Genomic DNA, 23,345 nt, shown 5'->3' with positions numbered 1-23,345 from the left:
CGGCCCCGTCACCTCGGCCTATGCTTCGCCACCGGCCGCGCCCCCCTCTTGCGCGCGGCTGCCGTGTCGCCGGGCGTAGACCTGGGTGAACTCCGCGCCCAGGAAGAGGATCTGCGCGGAGTAGTAGACCCAGATGAGCACCACCGCCAACGAGCCCGCGGCGCCATAGCTCGAGGAGACGGTGCTCGTGCCCAGGTACAGACCGATGGCGAACTTGCCCAGGCTGAAGAGCAGGGACGTCACGGCGGCCCCGAGCCACACGTCCCGCCAGGCCACGTGCGTGTCGGGGAGGATCTTGTACATCATCGCGAACAGCACGGTGATGACGGCGAAGGAGATGAGCAGGTTGAGCCCCTGCCACAGCAGTGCCCAGCCGGGGAACAGGTGATCGAAATAGGCGCCAATGCCCGCCAGCGCGGCGCTCACCACCAGCGACACGAGCAGCAGGAAGCCGATCACCAGCACCATGGCGAACGAGAGGAAGCGGTTGCGCAGGAAGTTCAGCACGCCGTTGCGCTGCCGCGGTTGGACGTGCCAGATGTGGTTGAGCGCGTCCTGCAACTGCACGAAGACGCCCGTGGCGCCGAAGATGAGGGCGATCACCCCCAACGCCGTCGCGAGGATTCCGGAACTCGGCTTGCGGGCGCTGATCATCATCTGCCCGATGACCTCGGCCCCGCTCGTGCCCACGAGCTCCTGCAACTGGGTCTGGATCTGTCCTCGCGCCGCCTCCTCGCCGAAGACCATTCCGGCCACGCTCACGGCGATGACGAGCACCGGGGCGATCGAGAACATCGTGTAGTAGGAGAGCGAGGCCGCGAACGTCGGGGCGTTGTCCTCGTTCCACTCCGAGACGGCTTTCTTGAAGAGCTGGAAGGTGTTTCGAGCACGAAGCGCAACGGTCATGCCCGGTGCCACACAGCACGCAGCGTGCCAGTGCTCCGGCTTCGTCCCGTGGCCTCGAGTCCGAGGGAAACGGGAGCGCGGTGACCCCAGCTGAAATAGGCGTAGCCGCCCAGGTCGACGCCCACACTCGGCATGATGGTCGCCGTCACCAGGGCATCGACGGCGTTGAGCCACACGCCCAGGCAGATCAGCGCGAAACGCGCGGCAGGCGGCCCTCGGCCAGGAGGTCACCCCAGCCGGTCCTCGAAGCGTCGGTGTGGCTCATGGGCGGGCTGGGTCAGAAACTCGACGAGGAACTGCGACCCTGAAGGCGACTTCACGCGCTCGCCCATCGTGGTGGGGGGACGATGACTGTGTCCACTTCCAATCAATGTTCTCTTTTCGCTGGTAAAACTTTTTTAACCCAACATAATGGTTATCCAGTTTTCACCCGAAATCCAGGAGAAGCCATGTTCCGGAAAGTCGTGGGTCATCTCGTCCTCGCGTTGAGCCTGGTGGGCGGTGCGGCGTTCGCATCTGGCCAGGAGCCCGTTCCGCCCAAGGAACTGGAGCCCCTCCCCGCGAAGGAGGCCGAGATCGTCCGGGTGAGCGTGGAGGAGGCCTTTCAGGACGCGCCGGTGGAGACGGATGAAGAGTCCAAGGACGAACTGCTGACGGACGTGCCCATCCTCTTCGAGGGCAAGGTGTACTCGGCCGAGGAGTTGGGCCGGGAGGGCATCCACCTCTCCCACATCGCGCTGGACAACTACTCCGCCGAGTCGCGGCTCGCGCTGGGCTTCCGCACGGGCGAGGATCTGAAGAGGTACCTGGAGCAGACGGGCCAGATGCCCTCGAACGAGCCGGTGGACGGGGCAGCCGCGATGCGCTGTTTTCCGTACTCTTCCTTCTTCTTCGAGCACGCCTACTACGGCGGCAATTGGTTCGCGGTGGCGCCGGGCTACGGCCACGCCAACCTGGGGTGGTACTGGAACGACCGCATCTCCTCCGTGTGGGCCTCGGGCTGTGCCCGCTGGACGCTGCTCACCGAGCACCCCAACTTCGGGGGCCATCACCTGTGGGTAGCGCGCGGCTGGGCCCTCAACAACCTGTCCAACTACGGCTGGTGGACGTGGCACTGGTGGCGCGGCTTCCGTTGGAACAGCTGGAATGATCGCGCCTCGTCCGTCGCGGTGTTCTGGTAGCTCACGCTCCGACGACTCACTCGCAGTACCCCTCGAGGCCCACCGCGCCGGATTCCGGCTCGCGGTGGGCTTCGTGCATTGCCGCCGTGTCACCACGCCGGCCGCTGCTACAGGTGGCTACAAATTTGCCCGCCTCCGTCCCCGGGATGAGAGTGCCGGGCATATGAAGAGTCTCCTCACGCTCGTGGCCTCTTACCTGGTGGCGACCGCGCCCGGCGGCGAGGACACGCGGCAGCAGCTCCGTGTGGACCTGGAGAGCGCGGCACTCTCGGCACTGCCCTCCTCCTGCTTTCGCACGCCCGCGATGACCCCGAAGGCCGCGCCCGCTTCGGAGCGGAGCTCGACCTGGGTGCTGCACGAGGATGGCGAGCGCGGCTCGAGCGTGCTCGAAGCAGGCGCCCCCTCCTTCGTCCTCGGCGACGCGGGATGGGTGACGTTGCCCGAGCGGCTCAGCGGTGCCGGGGGGCACTTCTCCTTCCAGGGCTTCGAAGCGCGCCTGGAGGGCACGAGTGTCATCACACGCCACACCTGGGCGGAGCTCGTCCTCACCCCCGGAGAGGAGAGCTGGACGGGAACGCTGACCTTGAGCGCGCGAGACGGGTGTCGCGGCGGCGCGTGTCGGGTCGCCTGTGAGGTGGTGCTGCCGTTCACCGCCACGCCCTTCCCTCTCCACCTCGCGAGCGCGGCGCGCTGAGCGGCGTGGCGGAAAAAACAGAGGCCGGAAACCGCTGACGGCGCAGCGGCTTCCGGCCTCGACTTCCGTCAGGACCTGCCTCCACCGGCTCAGTCGTGTAGGCCTAGCCCTGCTGCGGCGGCGGTCCGCTCATCGCGGCCGCGGCGCGCTTGGCCATCTCCTTCGGCGTGAGGTCCTCCTTGCGGGTCGCGAGCTGCCAGTCGTGGCCGAACGGATCCTTGACCCGTCCGTAGCGATCTCCCCAGAACATGTCCGCGAGGGGCATCGAGACCTTCGCGCCCGCGGCCAGCGCCTGGTTGAACAGCGCATCCACGTCACGCGTGTAGATCATCAGGCTCGACGGGGTGCCGCCGATGGTCTCGGGCGAGGACGAGCCCATGCCAGGGAACTCGTCCGAGAGCATCACGATCGAATCGCCGATCTTGATCTCCGCGTGCAGCAGCTTCCCATCCGGCCCCGGCATCCGGCTCAGCTCCTTCGCGCCGAACGCCTTCTTGTAGAACTCGATGGCCTTGTCGGCGCCGCGCACCACGATGCTCGGCGTGACCACGTGGTAGCCCTTCGGAATCGGCAGCGCCTTCTTCGCGCGCGCCTTCTTCATGGGCGCCTTGCTGGCCACCTTCTTGGCCACCTTCTTCACCGCTGTGCGAATCCGCTCCACTGCCTTCTTGGCCTTCTTCATCGCCATGGTTCACCCCTCCGGGAATGCACGTCCAACTCCCCATCCTGGAGCGATTCAAGACTCGCTTCAACGATCTCCTACTCTTCAGGGGGTTGTCGCGCAGGCACTCCATGAAGTCAGATGGGCCGCATGGACGCTCCCATCTCGCCTGACGTGCTTGGCACCCCCACGGGGATTGCCGACCCCTACCCCGCCTACCGCGCCTTCAGGGGCCCCTCTCCCGTGCGCTATCTGCGCCTGCCGGCCGGTCCCATGACGGGCCGGACCGAGCCCCTCTACGCCTGGGGGCTGCTGCGCCACGCCGACGTCCTGGCCGCCATCCGAGACCCCGAGACGTTCTCCTCGCAGAGCACGTCGGTGTTCAAGACGATGCCCAAGATGTCGCTCCTGCACGATGACCCGCCCCACCACACCCGCATGCGGCGGCTCGTGAGCAAGGCGTTCAGCCCGCAGCGCATCGCTTCGCTCTCGGAGTGGATCGGACGCACCGCGAACGAGCTGCTCGACACCGCTGGCACCAAGGGTCCCGTGGAACTCATGGCGACCTACGCCGTCCCGTTGCCGATGCGGGTCATCGCCGGGATGCTGGGAGTCCCGGCCAGCGATTACCCGTCGTTCAAGCTCTGGTCGGAGGCGGTGATCGCCTACGTCGGCATCCCGGCGGAGGAGCGCGCCCGCAGGACCCAGGAGATGATGGTCTACCTGACCCAGATCATCGCCGCGCGCCGCGCGCAGCCGGCGGAGGATCTGATCTCGGCGCTCGTCGCGACCGAGGTCGACGGGGCCTCGCTGACGGACGCGGAGATCCGTGGTTTCGCGGCCGTGCTGCTCATCGCGGGCAACGAGACGACCACCAACCTGATCGGCAACATGATGGCCCTCCTCGCGGACCGCCCGGAGCTCTGGCAACGGGCGCGTGAGAACCGCTCGCTGGTCGAGCCCATCATCGAGGAGGTGCTGCGCTACGAGAGCCCGGTGCAGCGGTTCCCCCGGATCACGACCCGGCCGGTGCGGATCGGCGAGGCGGAGATCGCCGCGGGGGAGGTCGTGGACATCGTCTATGGCGCGGCGAACCGGGACCCCGCCGTCTTCGAGGATCCGGACTCCTTCCGGCCGGAGCGCCCGACGAACAATCAGCACCTGGGCTTCGGGCTCGGCACCCACTTCTGCCTGGGTGCCCCCCTGGCCCGGCTCGAGGCGCGCATCACGCTGAACACGTTCCTCGATCGCTTCCCGACGCTCGGCCGGGGTGAGGGGCCCGCGGTACGGCAGCAGGCGGCCCCGGTCAGCCTCGGTTACAAGTCGCTGCCGCTCGTGCTGGGCGGATGATGACCGGGGATGGCGGAGGGCGCTTCACTCCAGCAACGTGGCGCCCTCGTCTCCTCCGAGCGCCTTGCGCCACACCTCGAGCTTCTCCGGCGACGAGAGCGTGAGCTGCTCCAGCACGCCATCGGCCTTGAGGACGCCACCCTCGGCGTAGTGGTTGTCCTCCAGCAGGGCTCCCGGGCGGGAGCTGCTGGGCCCCAGCCGCAGCAGGAACGGCCGCGTCCCTCCCCGCAGGATGTTGTTCCGGACGACGAGCCCCTCCACCGCCGAGCCGTCCGCCGCCAGCATCAGCCCGTAGCTGGCCGTGTTCTCGATGGTGTTGCCCTCCACCCACACCCTCCGGGCACTCTCGATGCGGACGGCCTGCCCGTTGCCCTCCGGCATGTTGCGGATGTCCTGGAAGTGGTTGTCCGCCACCCGCACATCCTCGGACAGGGGGCTGGCGTGCAGGAGGGAGACACCCCGGCCCGCACGGGAGATGGTGTTGCCCTGGATGAGGATGTGGGAGGCGGACTGGTGGATCACCACCGCCTCCCCGGCCGAGCTGCCCACCGGGCGGACCGCCGCGTTGGGAAACCCGTACACGGTGTTGTCACGCATGACGACGTGCCGGCAGCCCTTGAGGTCCACCGCGTTCTCGCCCTCGTCGTGCAGCGTGTTGCCCTCGATGAGCACGTTCTCGACGGGAGCCACGTTCCCCTGGCACTGGATGGAGTCGCCCGAGTTGTGATGGATGTCGTTGTTCCGGATGACGAGGCCACGCGACGGGCCCACCACCGCCACGCCATGGGCGTCCGTCCCGGGCTTGATGAAGTGGTGGATGGAGTTGTTCTGGACGGTGATGTTCCGCGCGCCCTCCACGAGCACTCCGGCGCCGGAGGTCCCTCCCTTCAGCTCGCTCCCGGACAGGAAGCAGTGGCTGGCCGTGCTGTCGAAGAGGACGGCGAACATCCGCGCACCCCCGACGTCGATTTGAAGGTTCTCCAGGTTCCAGCGCCCCTGCACGCGGAGGACCGCGCTCCGGGTCTTGTTACCTGGCACCAGCATGGGACGCGGCGAGCCCTCTCCTCGCAGGGTGACGGCGGCCACGCCCGAGCCCTTGGACTCCAGGAGGAGTGTCTCCGCGTACACGCCCGGCAGCACCCGGATGACCTCGCCCGGGCGCGCGAGCGCCACCGCTCGGCCGATGGTGCGCAGGGGGGCCTGACGCGTGCCCGCCGCGCCGTCCGAGCCCGTCCGGCTCACGTACCAGCTCCGGCCCGTGGGCACCTCCTGCTGAGGAGTTGGTGGAACCTGGGGCGTTGACGGGAGCTGGGGGGACGGCGGCACACCGGCGGGCAACTCCGGCGCGGGCGTCTCCGGTTCACCGGCGGACAACTGGGGCGCGGGCGTCTCCGGTTCACCGGCGGACAACCGGGGCGCTGGCGTCTCTGGCTGACAGGCCAGCACCAGCAAGCAGGTGAACAGTCCGCACGTCCCCTTGAAGCTCCGTTCGCCCCTCGCCGCTCGCATCATGCCTGTCCCCCCTCCAACCCGCCCCCTACCGCAGCCCGAAGTTCGCCACGAGGCAAGAGGGGATCAAGGGAGGGTTGGCCCCGAGTGTCTGGGGCAGACGGGCTACACGCGGCTCCCTTGTCCCACTTCTCCGCTCACTGCCGCGGCAGCGGCTCCGTGATGCGCACCTCGCGGGCGGCGCTCTCGAAGCTCGCGCGCAGCTCGTTGAATTGGAGCTCCGTGCGCACGAACCGCTCCGTCACCTCCGCGAGCCGCTTGTCGAGATCCCCCAGCCGGCTCGTCAGCTGCTTGCGCACGTCGTTCGCGCTGGCCGGCGCCTTCTCCAGGGCCTTGAGGTTGTTGCGGGTCGCCCGGCTGATGCCCTCCAGCGAGTTGCGCTCCGCCCTCAGCTTCTCGAGCGTCTGGGCCGTCTCCCTCCACTGGTCGCGCAGGTCCCACACCGCCCGGAGCTTCGCCACCACGTCGGGCGAGGCCCGCGGGTCGCGCAGGTAGCTCTTCACCGCCTCGTCGACCCGCGGGTTCATCCAGTCCATGGCGCCCGACGCCAGCAGCTCGTACTCCTGCACCACGGCGATCTCCGTGGCGCGCGCGGGCACCTTCACCGGGACCAGGGCCATGCCCTCTCCCACGCGATCCTCCGTGCCAGGAGGCGCCTCGAGCCGCGCGTCCGGGGACAGCCGCGAGTGCCGCAGCAGGACCTTGGCCTCCTCCGTGCCGCCGTTGCGCACGCGGTACTCCCTGCGCGTGACGCGCTCCTCCTGGATGTAGAACTGGGAGCCCTCCACGCGAGCGAGCCGCGCGCCTCCCATGTCCACGCGCTGGCTCGAGTCCACCGCCAGTCCGCGCTCCAGGGCGAAGGGGACGGTGGCCTGGCCGCCCGTGGACAGCGGCTCCAGCACGCCCTGGCCGAGGAATGTGCCCGCCGAGTACACGGCGATGGGTCCACGCTCCAGGAGCCCCGCCGTGCTGTTGGTGAAGCGCGCGACGCGGAACGGGTGCCGCGCCGAGTCCGGCACCCCGTCGTCCGGCGCGAACATGAAGACCGACTCGCCGGGGACCTCCTGGGCGACCAGCAGCACCATGGTGGCGCTCTGGTCCGGCACCGTCACCGGCGTGTGGACGTCGTAGCGTGTCTGGCCCGCGGTCACCGTGGCCCCGGCCATCAAGGAGCTGGGACGCGGGACCTGGGACATGGGCGGAGGGGGTGGCGGCGGCATGGAGCCCACGTCGATGGACGGTGGGGAAGCCTCCACCGAATCCATGTCGGGCTCCTGCTCCTCCATCTCGGGCCGCTCTTGCGGCACCTCCCGGGGCTGCTCGTGCTCCTCCGCGAGCGAGCTGTCCCCCTCTGGCACCGCGGCGATGAGCTCGCCCAGGTCGGACACCACCGGGCGGCGCGGCGTCACCGGCGTGGCGAGCGTGGCCTCGAAGGAGATGGGAGCCCCCGCCACCAGCGACAGCGACACGTCCTCCCAGTCCTCGCCGGAGAGGTTCTGCACGATGCCCCACGCCTGGAGCGCGGGCGCGCCGCTCTCGCCAAACACCAGCCGGTACGAGGGCCGCCAGATGGGCTGCTCCGACACGTAGCCGACCGTGAGCGTGTGCTCCTCGCCGTCCAGGTCGAGGACCACCGTCTCCAGCTCCTCGGTGCCCTTGGACTTCTTGCCCCGGCGCACCGGGAAGGACGCCGAGCGCACCGAGCTGCCTCCCTGCTCCATCACCGCCAGCGTGGCCAGGAAGTCACCCACGTGGCTGGGGCGCACGCGGAACCGCACCTGGTCCGAGCGCACCGTGCCCGCGCGCTCGAAGTACGCCACGCCGTTGCGGTAGACGACCACCCGCTTCAGCTCCAGGTCCGGCGCGGACACTCCCGGGCCGTGAGCGCAACCGGCGGCGAGCGCGCCACAGAGGGCGCCGCACGTGAGCAGGGGGGACCACCTCTTCCATCGGGACATGCGGGCTTCCTCGCGGCGGTGTTACTCCATCCGCTCGCGTACCACGGTGGTCTTTCCGGGCTCCACCACGACCTTGACCGTCTTGATTGCGCCCAGCTCGCTGTTCACGAGGCGCAGCATGTAGCTGCCCTCGTAGACCTCGCGCGGCGCGAGCGGCGTGGTGCCGAGCTTGCGGTTGCCGATGTACACGTCCGCCCAGGGCGTGGCATCGGCGGCGATCTTCCCCTTGCGGAAGGTGATGGTGTTGCGCGTCGTGCCCTTCGCCTCCACGTCCACCGAGACCGTCTGGCGAAGATCCAGCTCGGCGTTGACGAAGGTGAGGGCCACCTTGCCCGCCGGCAGCGTCACCGTCGCCGGCGTGCGCCCCAGCTTCCTGGCGCCCAGCAGGATGTCCGCGGCCGGTGTGCTGGAGAGCACCACCTCGCCCGTCTGCTTCTCCCGTTTCCCCTTCTTCCCGCGCGCGTCGGCAGCGGAGGCGGGCGGCGGCTCGGGGGGCGGAATCGCCTTGAGCGCGAGCTTCACCGGGGCCGTCGCGCCGGGCTCCACCTTCACCGTCGTCGTCTCCTCCTGGTAGCCCTCGAGGGTCACACGCACGAAGTGCTCCACCCCGGAGGCCAGCTCGGACACCGTCAGGGGGGTTGCCCCTTCCAGCGTCCTGCCGTCGAGCACCACCGTCGCCCCGGGCGGCTCGGTGACGATCTCCAGTCCGCCGGGCCGGGCCTGCTCGGCGGGCAGATCCACCGAGATGGTCTTGGTCGCGCCCTGCTTCGTGAGCCGGACCGAGACCTCGCGCGGCTCCCGGCCCTCCTTCTCGAAGCGCACGTGCAGCTCCCGGTCGAGCGCCAGCTCCCGGAGGACCCCCGGCGTCCGTACCGCCGTCGGCTTTCCGTCCAGCAGCACGGTGGCACCCGGGGGAGCACTCTCCACCGTCAGCTCGCCCACCACGGGCTCCGGCGGGGGCGGGGGGGGGCGCGTCAGCACGAAGGCGAGCACCCCGGCCAGGGCCACGGCCGCGACGGTGGCGACCGCCGCCACCATCCCCTTGCGGCGGGTGGGCCGGCGCACCGCCTCCTCTTCCACTTCCGCGATCTGCGTCGCGGGCTCGTCTCCCTCCCGCTGCTGGCCCCTCGGCGTCGTGAAGCCGGAGAGCTGCGAGTTGGAGGTGCGGTGCCCCTGCTCGAAGATGCTCACCAGCTGATCCGGCTCGGCCGTGGGCAGCTCCTGGAGCAGTCGCTGGTAGGCGAGGTGCTCCTCGGCGAACAGGTTCATCATGAACTGGGACACGTGAACGCTGGTGGGCGGCTCGGGCGTGGTGTTCAGGTACTTCTCCAGCGCGAGCTGCATCTCCTGGGCGCTGGCGTAGCGCTTCCTGCGGTCCTTCTGGAGCGCCTTGAGGACGATCTCGTCGAGCGCCTGGGGCACGTCGGAACGCAGCTCGGAGGGCGCGCGGACCTCGCCCTCCAGGATGTCCTGCATGATGGCCAGCTCGTTGTCGCGCTTGAAGAGCCGGCGGCCCACGAGGACTTCATGCAGGACGATGCCGAGCGCGAACACGTCGCTCCGGGCGTCGAGCGGCTCGGCGCGGATCTGCTCGGGGGACATGTAGCTGAACTTGCCCTTGAGCTTGCCCGCCTCCGTCTTGGTGCTGTGCGACTCGGCCTTGGCGATGCCGAAGTCCACCACCTTCAAGCCGCCGTCGTAGGTGACGAGCAGGTTGGAGGGCGACACGTCGCGGTGGACGATGTTGAGCGGATTGCCCCGGTGGTCCTTGCGGGTGTGGGCGTAGTGCAGGCCCTCGCACGCCCCGGCGACCATGCGCGCGGCGAGTTCCGGCGGCAACGCGAGCTGCGCGTGCTTGCACTTGCGCAGCACCGAGAGCAGGTCATGCCCCGCGATGAACTCCATCGCGATGTAGAAGGAGACGCCTTCCTGACCCAGATCGTAGATCTGGACCACGTGGGGATGGTTGAGCGTGGCCGCCAGCCGGGCCTCGTCCAGGAACATCTGGACGAACTCCTTCTCGCCAGCGAACTGCTCGAGGATCTTCTTGACCACCACGAGCTTCTCGAAGCCCTGCACCCCGAGCTGCTTGGCGAGCCAGATCTCCGCCATCCCACCGAGCGCCAGGCGCTTGAGCAGGAGGTATTTTCCGAACTGCTGGGTCATTGGGGCCCACTCTACCGGATACGTGGCGGTCCTCGCACCCGGGGAATTCATGGAAAAGGGGGCTCTCCCTGGGCCATCGGCTTGGGGTAGGCTTACCCCGTCCGTCTTCCCCCCGGACCCTCCCCTATGTCCTTGCTCCCCCGCTCCACCCCTTGCCGGGTGCACCTCTTGGTGCCCGCGCTCCTGCTCGCCGTCGCCGCCTGCCGCGAGTCCGCTCCCGTGGATGCCGCCAGTGAGCTCCCCTCCCTCGCCCAGGGACGCCAGGGGTTGCGCTCCCCGCTGGACAACGTGGGAGACATCTTCCTCGGCCAGGCGGCGCCCAACCTGGCCTCGGTCAACCTGCTCGATGGCCGAGGGCTGAACGCGCCGGAGGGGCTCGCGCTCGACACCAGCGTCAGCCCGCCGCGCGTCTACGTGGCCGATACCGCCAACAGCCGGGTGCTGGCCTGGTCGAACGTCCTCGCCTTCGCCAATGGCGCGCCGGCGGACAAGGTGATCGGCCAGACGGATCAGTACCGGAGCGCCTGCAACACCACGGGGGTGAGTGCCACCACGCTGTGCTCCCCCCGGGCCGTCGAGGTCGACGCCTCGGGCAACCTCTACGTCGCGGACACCAACAACAACCGCGTCCTCGAGTTCAACGCGCCCTTCGCCACCGATCTCATCGCCGACCGCGTCTTCGGCCAGGGTGGAAGCTTCTTCACCACCACCTGCAACCTGGGTGGCGGCCCGAGCGCCACCACGCTCTGCACGCCCACGGGCCTGGCGGTGGACGGCACGGGAGACCTCCACGTCTCGGACCAGGGCAACCACCGCGTCCTGCGCTATGCCTCGCCGCTCTCGGATCAGGTGGCGGATGGGGTGCTCGGGCAGACGAGTCTCGCGCGCAACGCCCCCAACCGGGTGGATGAGAGGGGCCTGACCAACCCGACGCGGTTGGCCATCGATGTGAGCGTCACGCCCAACCGCATCTACGTGGCGGACACGGACAACCACCGGGTGCTGGGCTGGAGCAGCGCCACCGGCTTCGCCAGCGGGGCGCCGGCGGACAAGGTGATCGGCCAGCCGGACTTCGAGACCAGCGGGTGCAACACCGGGGGAGCCGGGGCCCGCACCTTGTGCTACCCGCGCGGGGTCACGGTGGACGCCGCGGGCAACCTCTATGTGGCGGACACCAACAACAACCGGGTGCTCGTCTTCGACGCGCCCTTCACCTCCGACGCCGTGGCGGACCAGGTGTGGGGTCAGGCGGCCTTCACCGGGGTGGCGTGCAACAGCGGGGGCCTCGGGGCGGGCACCCTGTGCGGCCCCTGGGGCGTGGGGCTGGACACGGCGGGCAACCTCCTCGTGGCGGACTCCGGCAACCACCGCGTGCTCCTGTTCAACGGGGGCCGGATGGGAGACACCCTCGCGGATCAGGTGTCCGGGCAGACGGGCTTCACCACCGGCACCTGCAATACCGGCGGCATCTCCGCGCAGACGCTGTGCAACCCGCGCGGCCTGGCCCTCGACGCGAGCGGGAACATCTACGTGGCCGACTACGGCAACTCGCGCGTGCTGGAGTACAACGCCTCGCCCCTGGACGCGGTGGCCGACAGGGCCTTCGGTCAGGCGAGCATGACGTCGGGAGCGTGCAACGCGGGCGGCATCAGCGGCTCCTCGCTGTGCAACCCGGGCTCGGTGGCGGTGGACGGCGCGGGCAACGTGTGGGTGGGCGATGAGGGCAACGCGCGCGTGTTGGGCTACCTCACGCCGCTCACCAGCGGCCTGGTCGCCGACAAGGTGGTGGGCCGGTCGAGCGTGACGTCCAACGGGTGCTCCACCCCCTCCGCCACCTGCCTCGCCACCTCCGCGCCCGCGGTGGCGGTGGACGCGACGGGCAACCTCTACGTCGCGGATCCGGCTGCCCACCGGGTGCTCGCCTACAACACCCCGTTCGCCTCCGGTGGCGACACCACCGCGGACCGGATCCTGGGCCAGACGGACTTCGAGAACACCTCGCGCAATTCCATCGACGCCGCGGGCCTCAATGGGCCCACGGGCGTGCACGTGGATCGCTTCTCCAACCCCAACCGGCTCTTCGTGGCGGACTCCTCCAACAGCCGCGTGCTGGCGTGGAGCTCGGTGCCACTCACCTCCGGTCAGGCGGCGGATCGCGTCTTCGGCCAGGCGGCGTCCACCACGGGCCTCTGCAACAAGGGCGGGCCCGGCGCTGGCAATCTGTGCACGCCCCTCGACATGGCCACCGACGCGGCCGGCAACCTCTACATCTCCGACAACAACTCGCGCGTGCTGGAGTACAACGCCCCCTTTGGCACGAGCGGTGACGCGGTGGCCGATCGCGTCTTCGGGCAGAAGGACTTCGCCGCCACCAGTTGCAACAGCGGCGGCATCTCCGCCCTCTCCCTCTGCCAGCCGCGCGCCCTGGGCGTGGCCCCGTCCGGCGAGGTGTTCGTGGTGGACAGTGGCAACCACCGGGTGCTGCGCTACGACGCGCCGCTCTCGACGGATCTCTCGGCGGACGCGGTGCTCGGCCAGGGCGGCTTCCGCAACAACGGCTCCAACCTCGTGGACGGCGCCGGGTTTGCCTCGCCCTACGCCGTCGCGCTCGACACCTCGGTCACTCCGGGCCGGCTCTACGTGGCGGACAACGACAACAGCCGCGTGCTGGCCTGGGCGGATATCACCTCCTTCCAGAATGGCTCGCCCGCGGATCTGGTGCTGGGCCAGCCGGATCTCCTGGGCGCGGGCTGCAACAGCCAGGGCGTATCCGCCTCCAGCCTCTGCGAACCCACGGGGGTGACGGTGGACTCGCGGGGCCGCGTCTACGTGGCCGACACCTCGAATCACCGCGTCCTCCTCTACGACTCCCCCTTCACCACCGACACCGTGGCGGACAAGGTGATGGGCCAGGCGGACTTCATCAAGAACTCGTGCAACCGCGGATTGGCCAACCCCAGCGCCATCTCCCTGTGCGAGCCCCATGGCGTGGTGGTGAGCCCGGCCTCCGAGGTGTTCATCAGCGACCTGGATAACGACCGGGTGCTGGCATACCTCGATCCCTGGGGAACCGACCTCACCGCCGACTTCGTCTTCGGGAAGCCGGACTTCATCACCTCCGGCTGCAACAAGGGCGGCGTGTCGGCCAGCTCGCTGTGCGATCCCTACCATCTCGCGTTGGATGTCACCCTCCCCTCCCTGCGGCTGTACGTGGCGGACAGCGGGAATGACCGTGTGCTCGAGTACGACGCGCCGCTCTCCTCGGACCGGGTGGCGGATCTGGTGATCGGCAAGACGGGGATGACCTCCACCGGCTGCGGGACGACGAACGCGACGTCGCTGTGCGATCCGAAGAGCATCGCGGTGGATTCGTTCGGCAACATCTACGTGGTCGACAACGACGACGACCGCGTCCTCCAGTACAACTCGCCGAGGACGACGGATGCGAGCGCGGATCGCGTCTTCGGCCAGACGTCCTTCGGCGGCAGCTCGTGCAACGCGGGCGGCTTGAGCGCCTCGTCGGTGTGCGGTCCGCGCGGCGTGGCGCTGGACTCCGCGGGCAGCCTCTACGTGGCGGACACGACCAACCACCGCGTCGTCATCTACCTGGCCAACAACCGGCCTACCGCCACCCCGCTGACCCTGACGCCCTCGGCGCCGAAGACGGAGGATGACCTCACCGGCGATTACACGTACCACGACGTGGACGGGGACGCGGAGAGCGGCACCCAGGTGCGCTGGTACCGCAACGGAGAGGAGCAGGTGGCGTTCGCCGGCCTGCTGACGGTGCCTGCCTCGGCCACCGCTCGCGGCGAGCAGTGGCACTTCACCGTCCGGCCGCGTGACGGCGTGGAGTCGGGCAAGCAGGAGACGTCTCCCAAGGTGACGATCGGCAACACGCTCCCGGTCGCGTCCACGCCGACCCTCTCGCCCGCGCCTCCCAGGACGGACGATGTCTTGAGCGCCCAGTACACCTACGCCGACGCGGATGGGGACGTGGAGAGCGGCAGTGAGATCCACTGGTTCCTCGACAACGAGGAGCAGTCGGCGCTGCTCAACCAGCGCACCGTGCCCGCCTCGGCCACCGCCCGGGGGCAGTTCTGGTACTTCACGGTGCGACCGAGCGACGGAACGGCCACGGGCACCCCGGTGACGTCGCCGGTGGTGCCGATCGCCAACACGCCGCCGTCCGCGGGCAACGTGCAGATCTCCCCCGCCTCACCCAGCTCCGCCTCCAGTCTGGGCGTCTCCTATACCTACGTGGACCCGGACGGTGACGCGGAGCTGGGCTCGGAGATCCGCTGGTTCAAGAACGGTGTGCATCAGTCCGAGTTGGACAATGCGCGCACCGTCCTGGGGCCGCTCACGCTCAATGATCAGTGGTTCTACACGCTGAGTCCCAGGGACGGCACGAGCCTGGGCTCGCTGGTGACGTCCACCACGGTGGTGGTGGGCAGCTCCGCCCCCACCGCCACCGACGTCCGGATCTCCCCCAACCCCCTGCGCACGGATGATGCGCTGACCGCCAGCTACACCTACTCGGATCCGGACAAGCAGCTGGAGACGAGCAGCAGGATCCGCTGGTTCAAGAACGACATCGCGCAGCCGGCCCATGACAATCTCCAGACGGTGCCGGCGAGCGCCACCACCAAGGGTGACAAGTGGTCCTTCACCGTCACGCCCTGCGACCCCACCCCGCTCTGCGGCCCCACGCAGACCTCGCCCGTCGTGACGGTGGCCAACACCGCCCCGGTGGTGACGAGCTTGCCGCCCACCATCACCCCGGCGGCCCCGAAGACCTCCGACGCGCTCACCACCAGCTACACCTACGCTGACGCGGACGGCGACGCCCAGAGCGGCAGCGAGATCCGCTGGTTCAAGAACGGAGAGGAACAGCCAGCGCTGGCCAACCTGAACAAGGTGCCCGCCGGCACCGCGGCCAAGGGGCAGAACTGGTACTACATCCTCCGCCCGAAGGACGGCGCGGACTTCGGCGCGGCCGTCACCTCCAGCACGGTGACGATCGCCAACACCTCGCCCACGGCCACGCAGCTCGCTCTCGCGCCAGCCAGCCCGCGTGTCACCGACACGCTGAGCGCCTCCTATACCTACTCGGACGTGGATCAGGATCCGGAATCGAAGTCGCAGTCCGGCTCCGGCGTGAAGTGGTTGCGCAACAATACCGAGGACCCCACCCTGCGCAACGCACCGTCCGTGCCTCCCTCCAAGCTGGCCAAGGGCCAGTCCTGGAAGTTCACGGTGACGCCCTCGGACGGCACCGTCCTCGGCCCCACGGTGACCTCGTCGACGGTGACAATCCAGAACTCGCCGCCGGTGGTCGCGAACCTCTCCATCAGCCCCGCCAACCCCAACGCGGGCGAGGCGCTCACCGCCACGTACGCCTTCTCGGACGCGGACAACGACGCGCAGCTCAACAGTGAGATCCGCTGGTTCAAGAACGGCGTGGAGCAGACCGCCTTCTTCAACCAGTCCACCGTGCCGGCCGGCTCGACCGCCAAGGGCCAGAAGTGGTCCTTCTCGGTGCGCCCGAAGGACGGCACGGACTTCGGCCCGCCGCTCACCTCCGCCGAGGTCTCCATCGCCAACAACGCGCCGCTGGCGAGCAGCCTCGCCATCCAGCCCGCGCAGCCGGGCACGGATGACAACCTGGTGGCCGCCTACACGTTCGCGGACACGGACGGAGATCCCGAGTCCGGGACCGAGATCCGCTGGTTCAGGAACGGAACGGAGGCGCAGGCCTACGTCGGGCTGAAGACGCTCCCGGCCAGCGCCACCGCCAAGGGCGAGAGCTGGTACGTCACGGTGAAGCCGAAGGACGGCACCGACTTCGGGCAGCTCGTCACGAGTACCCCGGTGCTGATCCTCAACACGGCGCCCAGGGCGACCAACGTGAACCTCTCGCCCCTGTCCCCCAAGGCGACGGATCCCCTGGTGGCCAGCTACACGTACGTGGACCCGGACGGGGATGAGGAGCAGGGCACCGAGCTGCGCTGGTACCGCAACGAGGTGGAGGTGACGGCGCTGGTCGGCCAGCGCACCGTGCCCGCGGGGACCGCCAAGGCGGCGGAGACCTGGTACTTCACCGTCAAGCCCAAGGATGGCGTGGCCTTCGGTTCGCTGGTGACGTCCACCTCGGTCATCGTGGGCAGCTCGGCCCCGGTGGCCACCGCGCTCCAGATCACCCCGTTCGCCCCCAGCGCCCAGGACGCCCTGGTGGCCAACTACCTCTACAGCGACCCGGACGGAGAGCCGGAGTCCGGCAGCGAGATCAACTGGTACCGCAACGCGACGCTGGTGGCCTCGCTGGCCGGGCTGAAGACGGTCCCCGCCGGGACGGCGCGCAAGGGCGAGGCCTGGAGCTTCAGCGTGCGCCCCAAGGATGGCCTCGCCTTCGGCGCGACGCAGACCTCCGCGGCGGTGGCGCTCGGCAACACGGTGCCGTCCGCGACCAACGCCCTGCTCAACCCGGCGCAGCCGCGCACCGATGATGCGCTCCAGGCCGTCTACACCTTCGCCGATCCGGATGGGGATGCGCAGTCCGGCTCGGAGATCCGCTGGTACCGCAACGGCCTGGAGCAGCCCTCGTTGTTCAACCAGACCGTCGTGCCCGCCTCGGCGACCACCAAGCGCGAGGTCTGGTACTACCGGGTGCGGCCTCGGGATGGCTCCGACCACGGCCCCGCCGAGGTGTCGAGCCCCGTCTTCATCGAGAACTCGCCGCCCGTCGCCAACGCCGGCCTCGACCAGACGATCCCTCCCACCCAGGAGGTGATGCGGGTGACGCTCGACGGCGTGGGCTCGCGGGACGCGGACGGGGACGTGCTGGACTACACGTGGTCCGAGGGCGGAACCGTCCTCGGGCGCGGCAGCCGCGTCGCCGTGGATCTGCCGATCGGGAAGCACACCCTCGTGCTCTCGGTGGGCGACGGAGAGGGCACCACCACCGATGAGGTGCTCATCGACATCCCGGCGCCCAAGCCCACCGCCACCGTGCCCGCGGACTTCACCGCGTCGCCCGGCCGGGTGGTGCTCGTGGGGACGGGCTCGGATCCGCTGAACCGCGCCCTGGACTACCAGTGGACGCAGGTGTCCGGGGAGCCGGTGGAGTTGCACGACGCGGACAAGGCGACCGCCTGGTTCCTGGGCACCCGCGCGGGTGCTCGTACCTTCGAGCTCGTCGCCTCGGCGGGCGCCTCCAGTGATCCGGTCCGCACCACGGTCACCGTGTTGGATCTGGCCCCCTGGGCCTCGGTGCCGACGCGACGGGTGGTGGCGGTGGGCCGGGAGGTGACGCTCGATGGCAGCGGCAGCGCCGATCCGAACGGTGACGCGCTCGGCTTCCGCTGGACGCTCGAGTTCGGCGCGGAGCGGGCCTCCCTGACCGACGCGGATCAACCCAAGGCCCGGCTCACGCCTCACAGAGATGGCCGTTACAGCGCCGTGCTCGTGGTGAATGACGGAACGCAGGACAGCGCGTCCGGGCTGACCGAGTTGATCGCCGTGGATCCCCTGGTGACGAGCCACGTGCCGGTCGCCAACGCGGGCCCGGATGGCGTGGGCGAGTCAGGCCAGCCCCTCCTCCTGGAGGGGCGCGGCAGCTACGACGTGGACGGTGACGCGCTGACGTATGCCTGGCGGAAGATCTCCGGCCCCGGCGAGGCGCCCACGCCCCCCACCTCCCCCACTCCGACGCTTCGGACGACGGGGGCGGGCACGGTGGTGCTCGGCCTGACGGTGAGCGATGGGAAGACCACGAGCCCCGAGGACCGGGTCACCTTCGAGATCAGTGATTCGGCGGTGAATCGCCGCCCCGTCGCCCGAGCGGGCGCGGATCGCTCGGTGGCCGTGGGCGCGGTGCTCCAGCTCGATGCCACGCGCAGCACGGATCCGGACGGAGACGTGCTCACCTACCAGTGGACCCAGCTCGCGGGGCCCAAGGTGACGCTCGATGATGAGCGCTCTCCGAAACCCTCCTTCACGCCGACCCGGACGGGCTTCGTCCGGCTGGCGCTCACCGTGTCGGACGGCAAGCTGACCTCCGTGCCCGCCTCCGTGCTCGTCCAGGTCACCACCGGGAGCAACCGCCCGCCGCTCGCCAACGCCGGAGCGGATCAGCAGGTGATCATCGGAGACGTCGTGACGCTGAATGGCTCGGGGTCGTCGGATCCGGATGGCCAGCCGCTCCGGTATGCCTGGGAGCAGGTGTGGGGCAGCCCGGTGGTGCTGGAGGGTTCGGATGCGACTCCGAGGTTCACTCCCCCCGGAAAGGGCCGCTATCGCTTCCGCCTCACCGTCTGGGACGGTGAGGTTCCCAGCTCGCCCGATGAGGTGGACGTGGTCTTGAGCACCCACGGCGCGGACAACAAGACGCCGGTGGCGGTGGTGGGCGGAGAGGTGGAGGTGGGCGTGGGCGAGAAGGTGACGGTGGAGGGGACCGGGAGCCATGATCCGGATCCGCTCGACAAGCTCTCGTACGAGTGGACCCTGGCGGGCTTCCCCACCGGCAACGAGCCCGTGCTCGCGGATGGGACCACCGCGACGCCGTCGTTCACGCCGACGGTACCGGGCGCGTACACGCTGAGGCTCCGCGTCTCGGACGGAGACCTGACCAGCGCGCCCGCGTACGCGACGGTGATGGTCCAGGCGGACTCGAAGGGTGGGCCCCTGGGCTGCTCGAGTGGAACGGGCGCGCCGCTGCCACTGGCCGCGCTGCTGTTGCTGATCGGGCGGAGGAGGATGCGCTGGGCGCGTGTGCTGGCCGTGTTCCTGGCGCTCGGGGTGGCCTGGACGCCAGGGTCCGCGGACGCGGGTCCTCGCAAGGTCGTCCGGAGCAAGTCGTCGCTCAAGATGCCCAAGAAGGGCAAGGGCAAGCGCAAACCCCTCCAGAAGGCGCCTGTCGAGGCACCGCCCTCCGAGGAGCCACCGGCCGACGAGCTGGCCGCTCCCCTTCCGTTCGAGGATCCGGAGGCGGTGACGCCCGCGACGTCCGCCTCGGAGCCCTCGCCCCAGACTCCGGTCCCGTCCGAGGGCCCGCCCAACCCGTATCTGGAGGAGGCGCGCCAGCTTTACTTGAGCTTCCAGTTCGAGGAGATCCTCCCCAAACTGGAGTTCGCGCTGGCGGTGAAGGGCGTGACGCCGGCCCAGCGGGTGGAGATCTACAAGCTGATGGCGCTCACCCACTCGGCCTTCGACGACGCGGTCCGGGCGGAGGAGTCATTCCTGCACATCCTGGAGCTGAAGCCGGACTACGAGCTCACGGGGGGGGCGTCGCCGAAGATCCGCTCCTACTTCGCCAGTGCGCAGAAGGCGTACCGGGCGCGGCAGGCCGTGAAGCTGAGACACTCGCCGCCCAAGCCGAACTCGCACGGCGGCACGACGACGGTGGACGTGGCGGTGACGGCTGGAGTGGATCGGGTGGCGGCGATGACGCTGCACTACCGCCCGCGTGGGAGCACGAGCGGCTTTTCGCAGCTCGGGATGGCGCGCGGCGAGGACGGTGCCTTCTCGGGCAACGTGCCCAACGCCTTCCCCGGTCCCGCGGGCAAGCGGACCATCGAGTACTTCATCCGGGCGCGCGATGCGAGCGGGGGGCTGCTGTCCTCGGTGGGCGGGGAGCAGGCACCGCTGGAGCTGACGATGGAGACGGTGGCGCTGACGGTGTCCACGCCCGTCTACAAGAGCTGGTTGTTCTGGACGGCGGTGGGCGTGGGGGCCGCGGCGGCGGTGGTCACTCCGGTGGTGTTCAACCGGGACGCGGCGGTGCGGCCCGGGACGATCGGGATGGAGACGCTCAAGTGAGGAGCTCCGCGCGAAGGGGTTGGGCAGGACTGGCCCTGGGGCTGTTGCTGCTGGTGGGGTGCGGGCGGGGCGCGGTCTTCCTGACCATCGAGGCCATCGGGCCCGAGGGGGCCCTGCGCATTCCCGACGACGTGGATCGGGTGGGCGTCCGGGTGGTGGGCGTCGCTGAAACGGAGGTGCTGCTGGAGAAGGAGTACGCGCTCACCCAGGAGCACAGGTTCCCTCTGACGCTCGGGCTGGAGCCGGGCCCCACGACAGGCGAGCGCATCCGCGTGGAGGTGCGGGCGTTCAAGGGGGAGCAGGCGGTGGGCGCCGCCGCGGCCGTGGTGCCCATCACGCCCCGGCAGGAATCCACGGTGACGCTGCGCATCGTGAAGGAGTGAGTCCCGTCCGCTCACCCTCCTGGTGATGACCAGTTGTTCACACTCAGGGTATTCCTGTTGGTCTGGAGTCCAGGCCTTGTGAGCATGACCCTCATGGGACGGTAGAGCGTCCCAAGGGGGGGGCCCTGCTTGATAGCGCAATGGAGTGTCGAAGTGGACGATGGTGGAGCAACGAAGATCGAGGAGTTGATCGATCTGGTGAATCGACTGGCGGCCAACGAGCCCAATATCCGGTGTCAGCCGGGAGAGGGGCCTCTCGCACCGCTGGCCGCGGCACTCAACAACCTCTCCGCCACCCTGGATGCGCGCCGCACGACGAAGGATGAGCCGTTCGGCGTGGAGGTACTGGTCGCGCAGTCGCCGATCCTGATGATGGCGTGTGACGCCGACGAGCGGGTCCGGTTCATGAACTACACCATCCCGGGTCTGAGCCCCGCGGAGGTGGTGGGCAAGAGCTACTATCATTTCACCCCGCCGGAGGACGTCGAGATGGTGCGGGGTTACGTCCGGCGGGTACTCGCGACGGGCGAGCCCGTCTCGTACGAACACCGGCCCAATCTCTCCTTCGGGGGCCCGGAGTGGTTCGGCGTGCAGGTGGGGCCGATCCGGTCGGGGGAGCAGGTCATCGGTTTCACGGTGAGCCTGACGGACATCACGGCGCTCAAGCGCACCCAGCTTCGCCTGGAGCAGTCCAACCGGGAGCTGGAGAACTTCGCCTCCGTGGCCTCGCACGACTTGCAGGAGCCGCTGCGGAAGATCCAGACCTTCAGTGACCACCTGGCGGCGACGTACTCCCAGGCGCTAGGCCCGGAGGGGCGTGACCTCCTCTCGCGGATGAACAACGCCGCGAAGCGCATGCGCCAGTTGATCGACGACCTGCTCGCCTACTCCCGCATCTCGTCGAGGGCACAATCCATGCTCCTCGTGGACCTCTCGGAGATCGCTCGCGGCGTGGTGGGAGACCTCGAATCGACCATCGAGCAGACGGGGGCGAAGGTCACGATTGGCGAGCTGCCTACGCTGGAGGCCTCGCCGATCCAGATGCGGCAGCTCCTCCAGAACCTGTTGAGCAATGCCCTCAAGTTCCGCCGGGACGACGTGGCGCCGATCATCTCCGTTCAAGCCACGGTCGATCCGGAGTCCAAGCTGTGCGAGCTCCGGGTGGAGGACAACGGCATCGGCTTCGACGAGAAGTACGTCGACCGCATCTTCAACGTGTTCCAGCGCCTGCACGGGCGGGGCAAGTACGAAGGGACGGGGATTGGCCTCGCCATCTGCCGCAAGATCGCCGAGCGGCACGGCGGGAGCATCCGGGCACGGAGCACTCCCGGGCAGGGCTCGACCTTCATCGTCACGCTGCCGGTCAAGATGATGGCCTCGCGGTGAGCTCGCCTCGAGCGCCTCAACCAGGAGCGCGCTCGCACGGGCCTGCCCCCGCTGCGGATGGGCATGGGCCCGCATACCGGCCCGGTGGAGGCGGTGCGGGTCTTCACCCTGCCCTGACTCGTCCCCATCGTTTTGGGGCCTGGAGCCGGTAGACTCGGCTCCGGATATGACCCCCGCACAGACCTCCAAGACCCTCCTGGCCCGCCTCCACGAGGCCCACCCGGGTGCCCGCTACGAGCTGAACTGGACGACGCCCTTCGAGCTGCTCGTGGCCACCATCCTGGCCGCGCAGTGCACGGACGAGCGGGTCAACCGGGTGACCGCTACCCTCTTCCAGAAGTACCCGGGCCCCCAGGCCTTCGCCGAGGCCGACACCGCGGGGCTGGAGGAGGACCTCAAGCCGACGGGCTTCTACAAGCAGAAGACGAAGACGGTGCAGGCGATGAGCCGCGAGCTGCTGGCGAAGTTCGGCGGCGAGGTGCCGGGGACGATGGAGGAGCTCATCACCCTGCCCGGTGTGGCCCGCAAGACGGCGAACGTCGTGCTCAACACCGCGTTCAATCTCGCCTCGGGCGTCATCGTCGACACCCATGTGGCCCGCGTCAGCCAGCGCATGGGCCTCTCCAAGAAGGAGAAGCCCGAGGAGATCGAGAAGGACTTGATGAAGCTCGTCCCCCAGGACGAGTGGACCTTCTTCGGGCCGGCGACGGTGCTGCACGGCCGCTACACCTGCACGGCGCGCAAGCCGAAGTGCGAGGCCTGCCCCATGAACGAGAGCTGCCCGAAGATCGGGGTGGAGTAGGCTGGAACGGACTCGCGTCCCAGGAGGAACCCATGCGCGCGGTGGTGTTTCAGCACGAGGAGCACGAAGGTCCGGGCCTGCTCGGCCCCGCCCTGGAGGCGGCCGGCTTCACGCTGGTGAAACGCTTCCGCACCGTCAAGCACGAGGACGTGGACGCGGAGCTGGTCGTGGTGCTCGGCGGACCCATGGGGGTCTACGAGGCGGACCGCCATCCCTTCCTCGGCCAGGAGCTGGCCCTGGTCGCCGAGCGGCTCGCCCTCCAGCGCCCCGTGCTGGGCCTCTGCCTGGGCGCCCAGTTGCTCGCCGCCGCGGCCGGCACCGAGGTCTTCGTCGGCAAGAACGGGCTCGAGGTCGGCGTCGGCCCCGTGCGCTGGACGAAGGAGGGCCTCGCCGATCCGGTCATCGCCGGCGTGCGCCCGCGTACCACCGTCGCCCACTGGCACCAGGACACCTTCAAGTCCGTCCCGGGCGCCACGCTGCTCGCCTCCACGGATCGCTACTCGCAGCAGGCCTTCCGGCTCGGCGACTCG

13 protein-coding genes are annotated in these 23,345 nt (G+C 69.4%); 8 read left to right on the top strand and 5 right to left on the bottom strand.

Annotated features, from left to right (window positions below; translation table 11 throughout):
• Positions 1-18: 18 nt before the first annotated feature.
• Complete coding sequence (locus VF794_RS03465) at positions 19-906, bottom strand: YihY/virulence factor BrkB family protein (protein ID WP_331107674.1); 888 nt, start codon at positions 904-906, stop codon at positions 19-21.
• A 449-nt stretch (positions 907-1,355) separates the two neighbouring features.
• On the opposite strand from VF794_RS03465, the gene VF794_RS03460 reads away from it, so the two are divergent.
• Entirely contained in the window at positions 1,356-2,087 is a 732-nt protein-coding gene (locus VF794_RS03460) for a peptidase inhibitor family I36 protein (protein WP_331107672.1), read from the top strand.
• A gap of 163 nt (positions 2,088-2,250) precedes the next feature.
• The gene (locus VF794_RS03455; RefSeq protein WP_331107670.1) at positions 2,251-2,781 is read left to right on the top strand and encodes a hypothetical protein; all 531 of its coding nucleotides are present in this window, start codon (positions 2,251-2,253) and stop codon (positions 2,779-2,781) included.
• A 103-nt stretch (positions 2,782-2,884) separates the two neighbouring features.
• Here VF794_RS03455 and VF794_RS03450 read toward each other — a convergent pair whose 3' ends face one another.
• A complete protein-coding gene (locus VF794_RS03450) occupies positions 2,885-3,469 on the bottom strand; it encodes a VOC family protein (RefSeq protein WP_331107668.1) in 585 nt (194 codons plus the stop codon).
• Positions 3,470-3,592: 123 nt separating this feature from the next.
• Here VF794_RS03450 and VF794_RS03445 point away from each other — a divergent pair, with 123 nt between their 5' ends.
• The gene (locus VF794_RS03445; protein WP_331107666.1) at positions 3,593-4,792 is read left to right on the top strand and encodes a cytochrome P450; all 1,200 of its coding nucleotides are present in this window, start codon (positions 3,593-3,595) and stop codon (positions 4,790-4,792) included.
• Positions 4,793-4,816: 24 nt separating this feature from the next.
• On the opposite strand, the gene VF794_RS03440 is transcribed toward VF794_RS03445, so the two are convergent.
• From VF794_RS03440 to VF794_RS03430, 3 genes are all read right to left on the bottom strand, one after another.
• The gene (locus tag VF794_RS03440; RefSeq protein ID WP_331107663.1) at positions 4,817-6,304 is read right to left on the bottom strand and encodes a right-handed parallel beta-helix repeat-containing protein; all 1,488 of its coding nucleotides are present in this window, start codon (positions 6,302-6,304) and stop codon (positions 4,817-4,819) included.
• A gap of 134 nt (positions 6,305-6,438) precedes the next feature.
• Positions 6,439-8,259, bottom strand: a complete 1,821-nt coding sequence (locus VF794_RS03435) for a DUF4139 domain-containing protein (RefSeq protein ID WP_331107661.1) — start codon at positions 8,257-8,259, stop codon at positions 6,439-6,441.
• Between the two features lie 21 nt (positions 8,260-8,280).
• On the bottom strand, positions 8,281-10,425 hold the full coding sequence (locus VF794_RS03430) for a serine/threonine-protein kinase (protein ID WP_331107659.1): 2,145 nt from the start codon (positions 10,423-10,425) through the stop codon (positions 8,281-8,283).
• 171 nt (positions 10,426-10,596) lie between these two features.
• Between VF794_RS03430 and VF794_RS03425 the strand changes: the two genes are divergently transcribed.
• From VF794_RS03425 to VF794_RS03405, 5 genes are all read left to right on the top strand, one after another.
• On the top strand, positions 10,597-20,244 hold the full coding sequence (locus VF794_RS03425; protein ID WP_331107688.1) for a PKD domain-containing protein: 9,648 nt from the start codon (positions 10,597-10,599) through the stop codon (positions 20,242-20,244).
• Complete coding sequence (locus VF794_RS03420; protein ID WP_331107658.1) at positions 20,241-20,627, top strand: hypothetical protein; 387 nt, start codon at positions 20,241-20,243, stop codon at positions 20,625-20,627. The genes VF794_RS03425 and VF794_RS03420 overlap by 4 nt, the downstream gene beginning before the upstream one ends.
• A 153-nt stretch (positions 20,628-20,780) precedes the next feature.
• A complete protein-coding gene (locus VF794_RS03415; protein WP_331107656.1) occupies positions 20,781-22,013 on the top strand; it encodes a PAS domain-containing sensor histidine kinase in 1,233 nt (410 codons plus the stop codon).
• 166 nt (positions 22,014-22,179) lie between these two features.
• On the top strand, positions 22,180-22,815 hold the full coding sequence (gene nth / locus VF794_RS03410) for an endonuclease III (protein WP_331107654.1): 636 nt from the start codon (positions 22,180-22,182) through the stop codon (positions 22,813-22,815).
• A gap of 32 nt (positions 22,816-22,847) precedes the next feature.
• Positions 22,848-23,345, top strand: a 498-nt coding sequence (locus VF794_RS03405) for a glutamine amidotransferase-related protein (RefSeq protein ID WP_331107652.1), incomplete at its 3' end; no start/stop codon positions are given.

The sequence above is a fragment of the Archangium sp. genome (assembly GCF_036389735.1).
GTDB lineage: Bacteria > Myxococcota > Myxococcia > Myxococcales > Myxococcaceae > Archangium.
Note: the sequence above shows the minus strand (reverse complement) of the source record. Positions and strands in the feature narration are given on the sequence as shown.

What these genes read in the sequence shown, in the direction of transcription:
- VF794_RS03430 (WP_331107659.1), bottom strand. Translation starts at nt 10,425, where the DNA reads ATGACCCAGCAGTTCGGAAAATACCTCCTGCTCAAGCGCCTGGCGCTC.
- VF794_RS03465 (WP_331107674.1), bottom strand. Translation starts at nt 906, where the DNA reads ATGACCGTTGCGCTTCGTGCTCGAAACACCTTCCAGCTCTTCAAGAAA.
- VF794_RS03455 (WP_331107670.1), top strand. Translation starts at nt 2,251, where the DNA reads ATGAAGAGTCTCCTCACGCTCGTGGCCTCTTACCTGGTGGCGACCGCG.
- VF794_RS03435 (WP_331107661.1), bottom strand. Translation starts at nt 8,259, where the DNA reads ATGTCCCGATGGAAGAGGTGGTCCCCCCTGCTCACGTGCGGCGCCCTC.
- VF794_RS03450 (WP_331107668.1), bottom strand. Translation starts at nt 3,469, where the DNA reads ATGGCGATGAAGAAGGCCAAGAAGGCAGTGGAGCGGATTCGCACAGCG.
- VF794_RS03460 (WP_331107672.1), top strand. Translation starts at nt 1,356, where the DNA reads ATGTTCCGGAAAGTCGTGGGTCATCTCGTCCTCGCGTTGAGCCTGGTG.
- VF794_RS03440 (WP_331107663.1), bottom strand. Translation starts at nt 6,304, where the DNA reads ATGATGCGAGCGGCGAGGGGCGAACGGAGCTTCAAGGGGACGTGCGGA.
- nth (WP_331107654.1), top strand. Translation starts at nt 22,180, where the DNA reads ATGACCCCCGCACAGACCTCCAAGACCCTCCTGGCCCGCCTCCACGAG.
- VF794_RS03445 (WP_331107666.1), top strand. Translation starts at nt 3,593, where the DNA reads ATGGACGCTCCCATCTCGCCTGACGTGCTTGGCACCCCCACGGGGATT.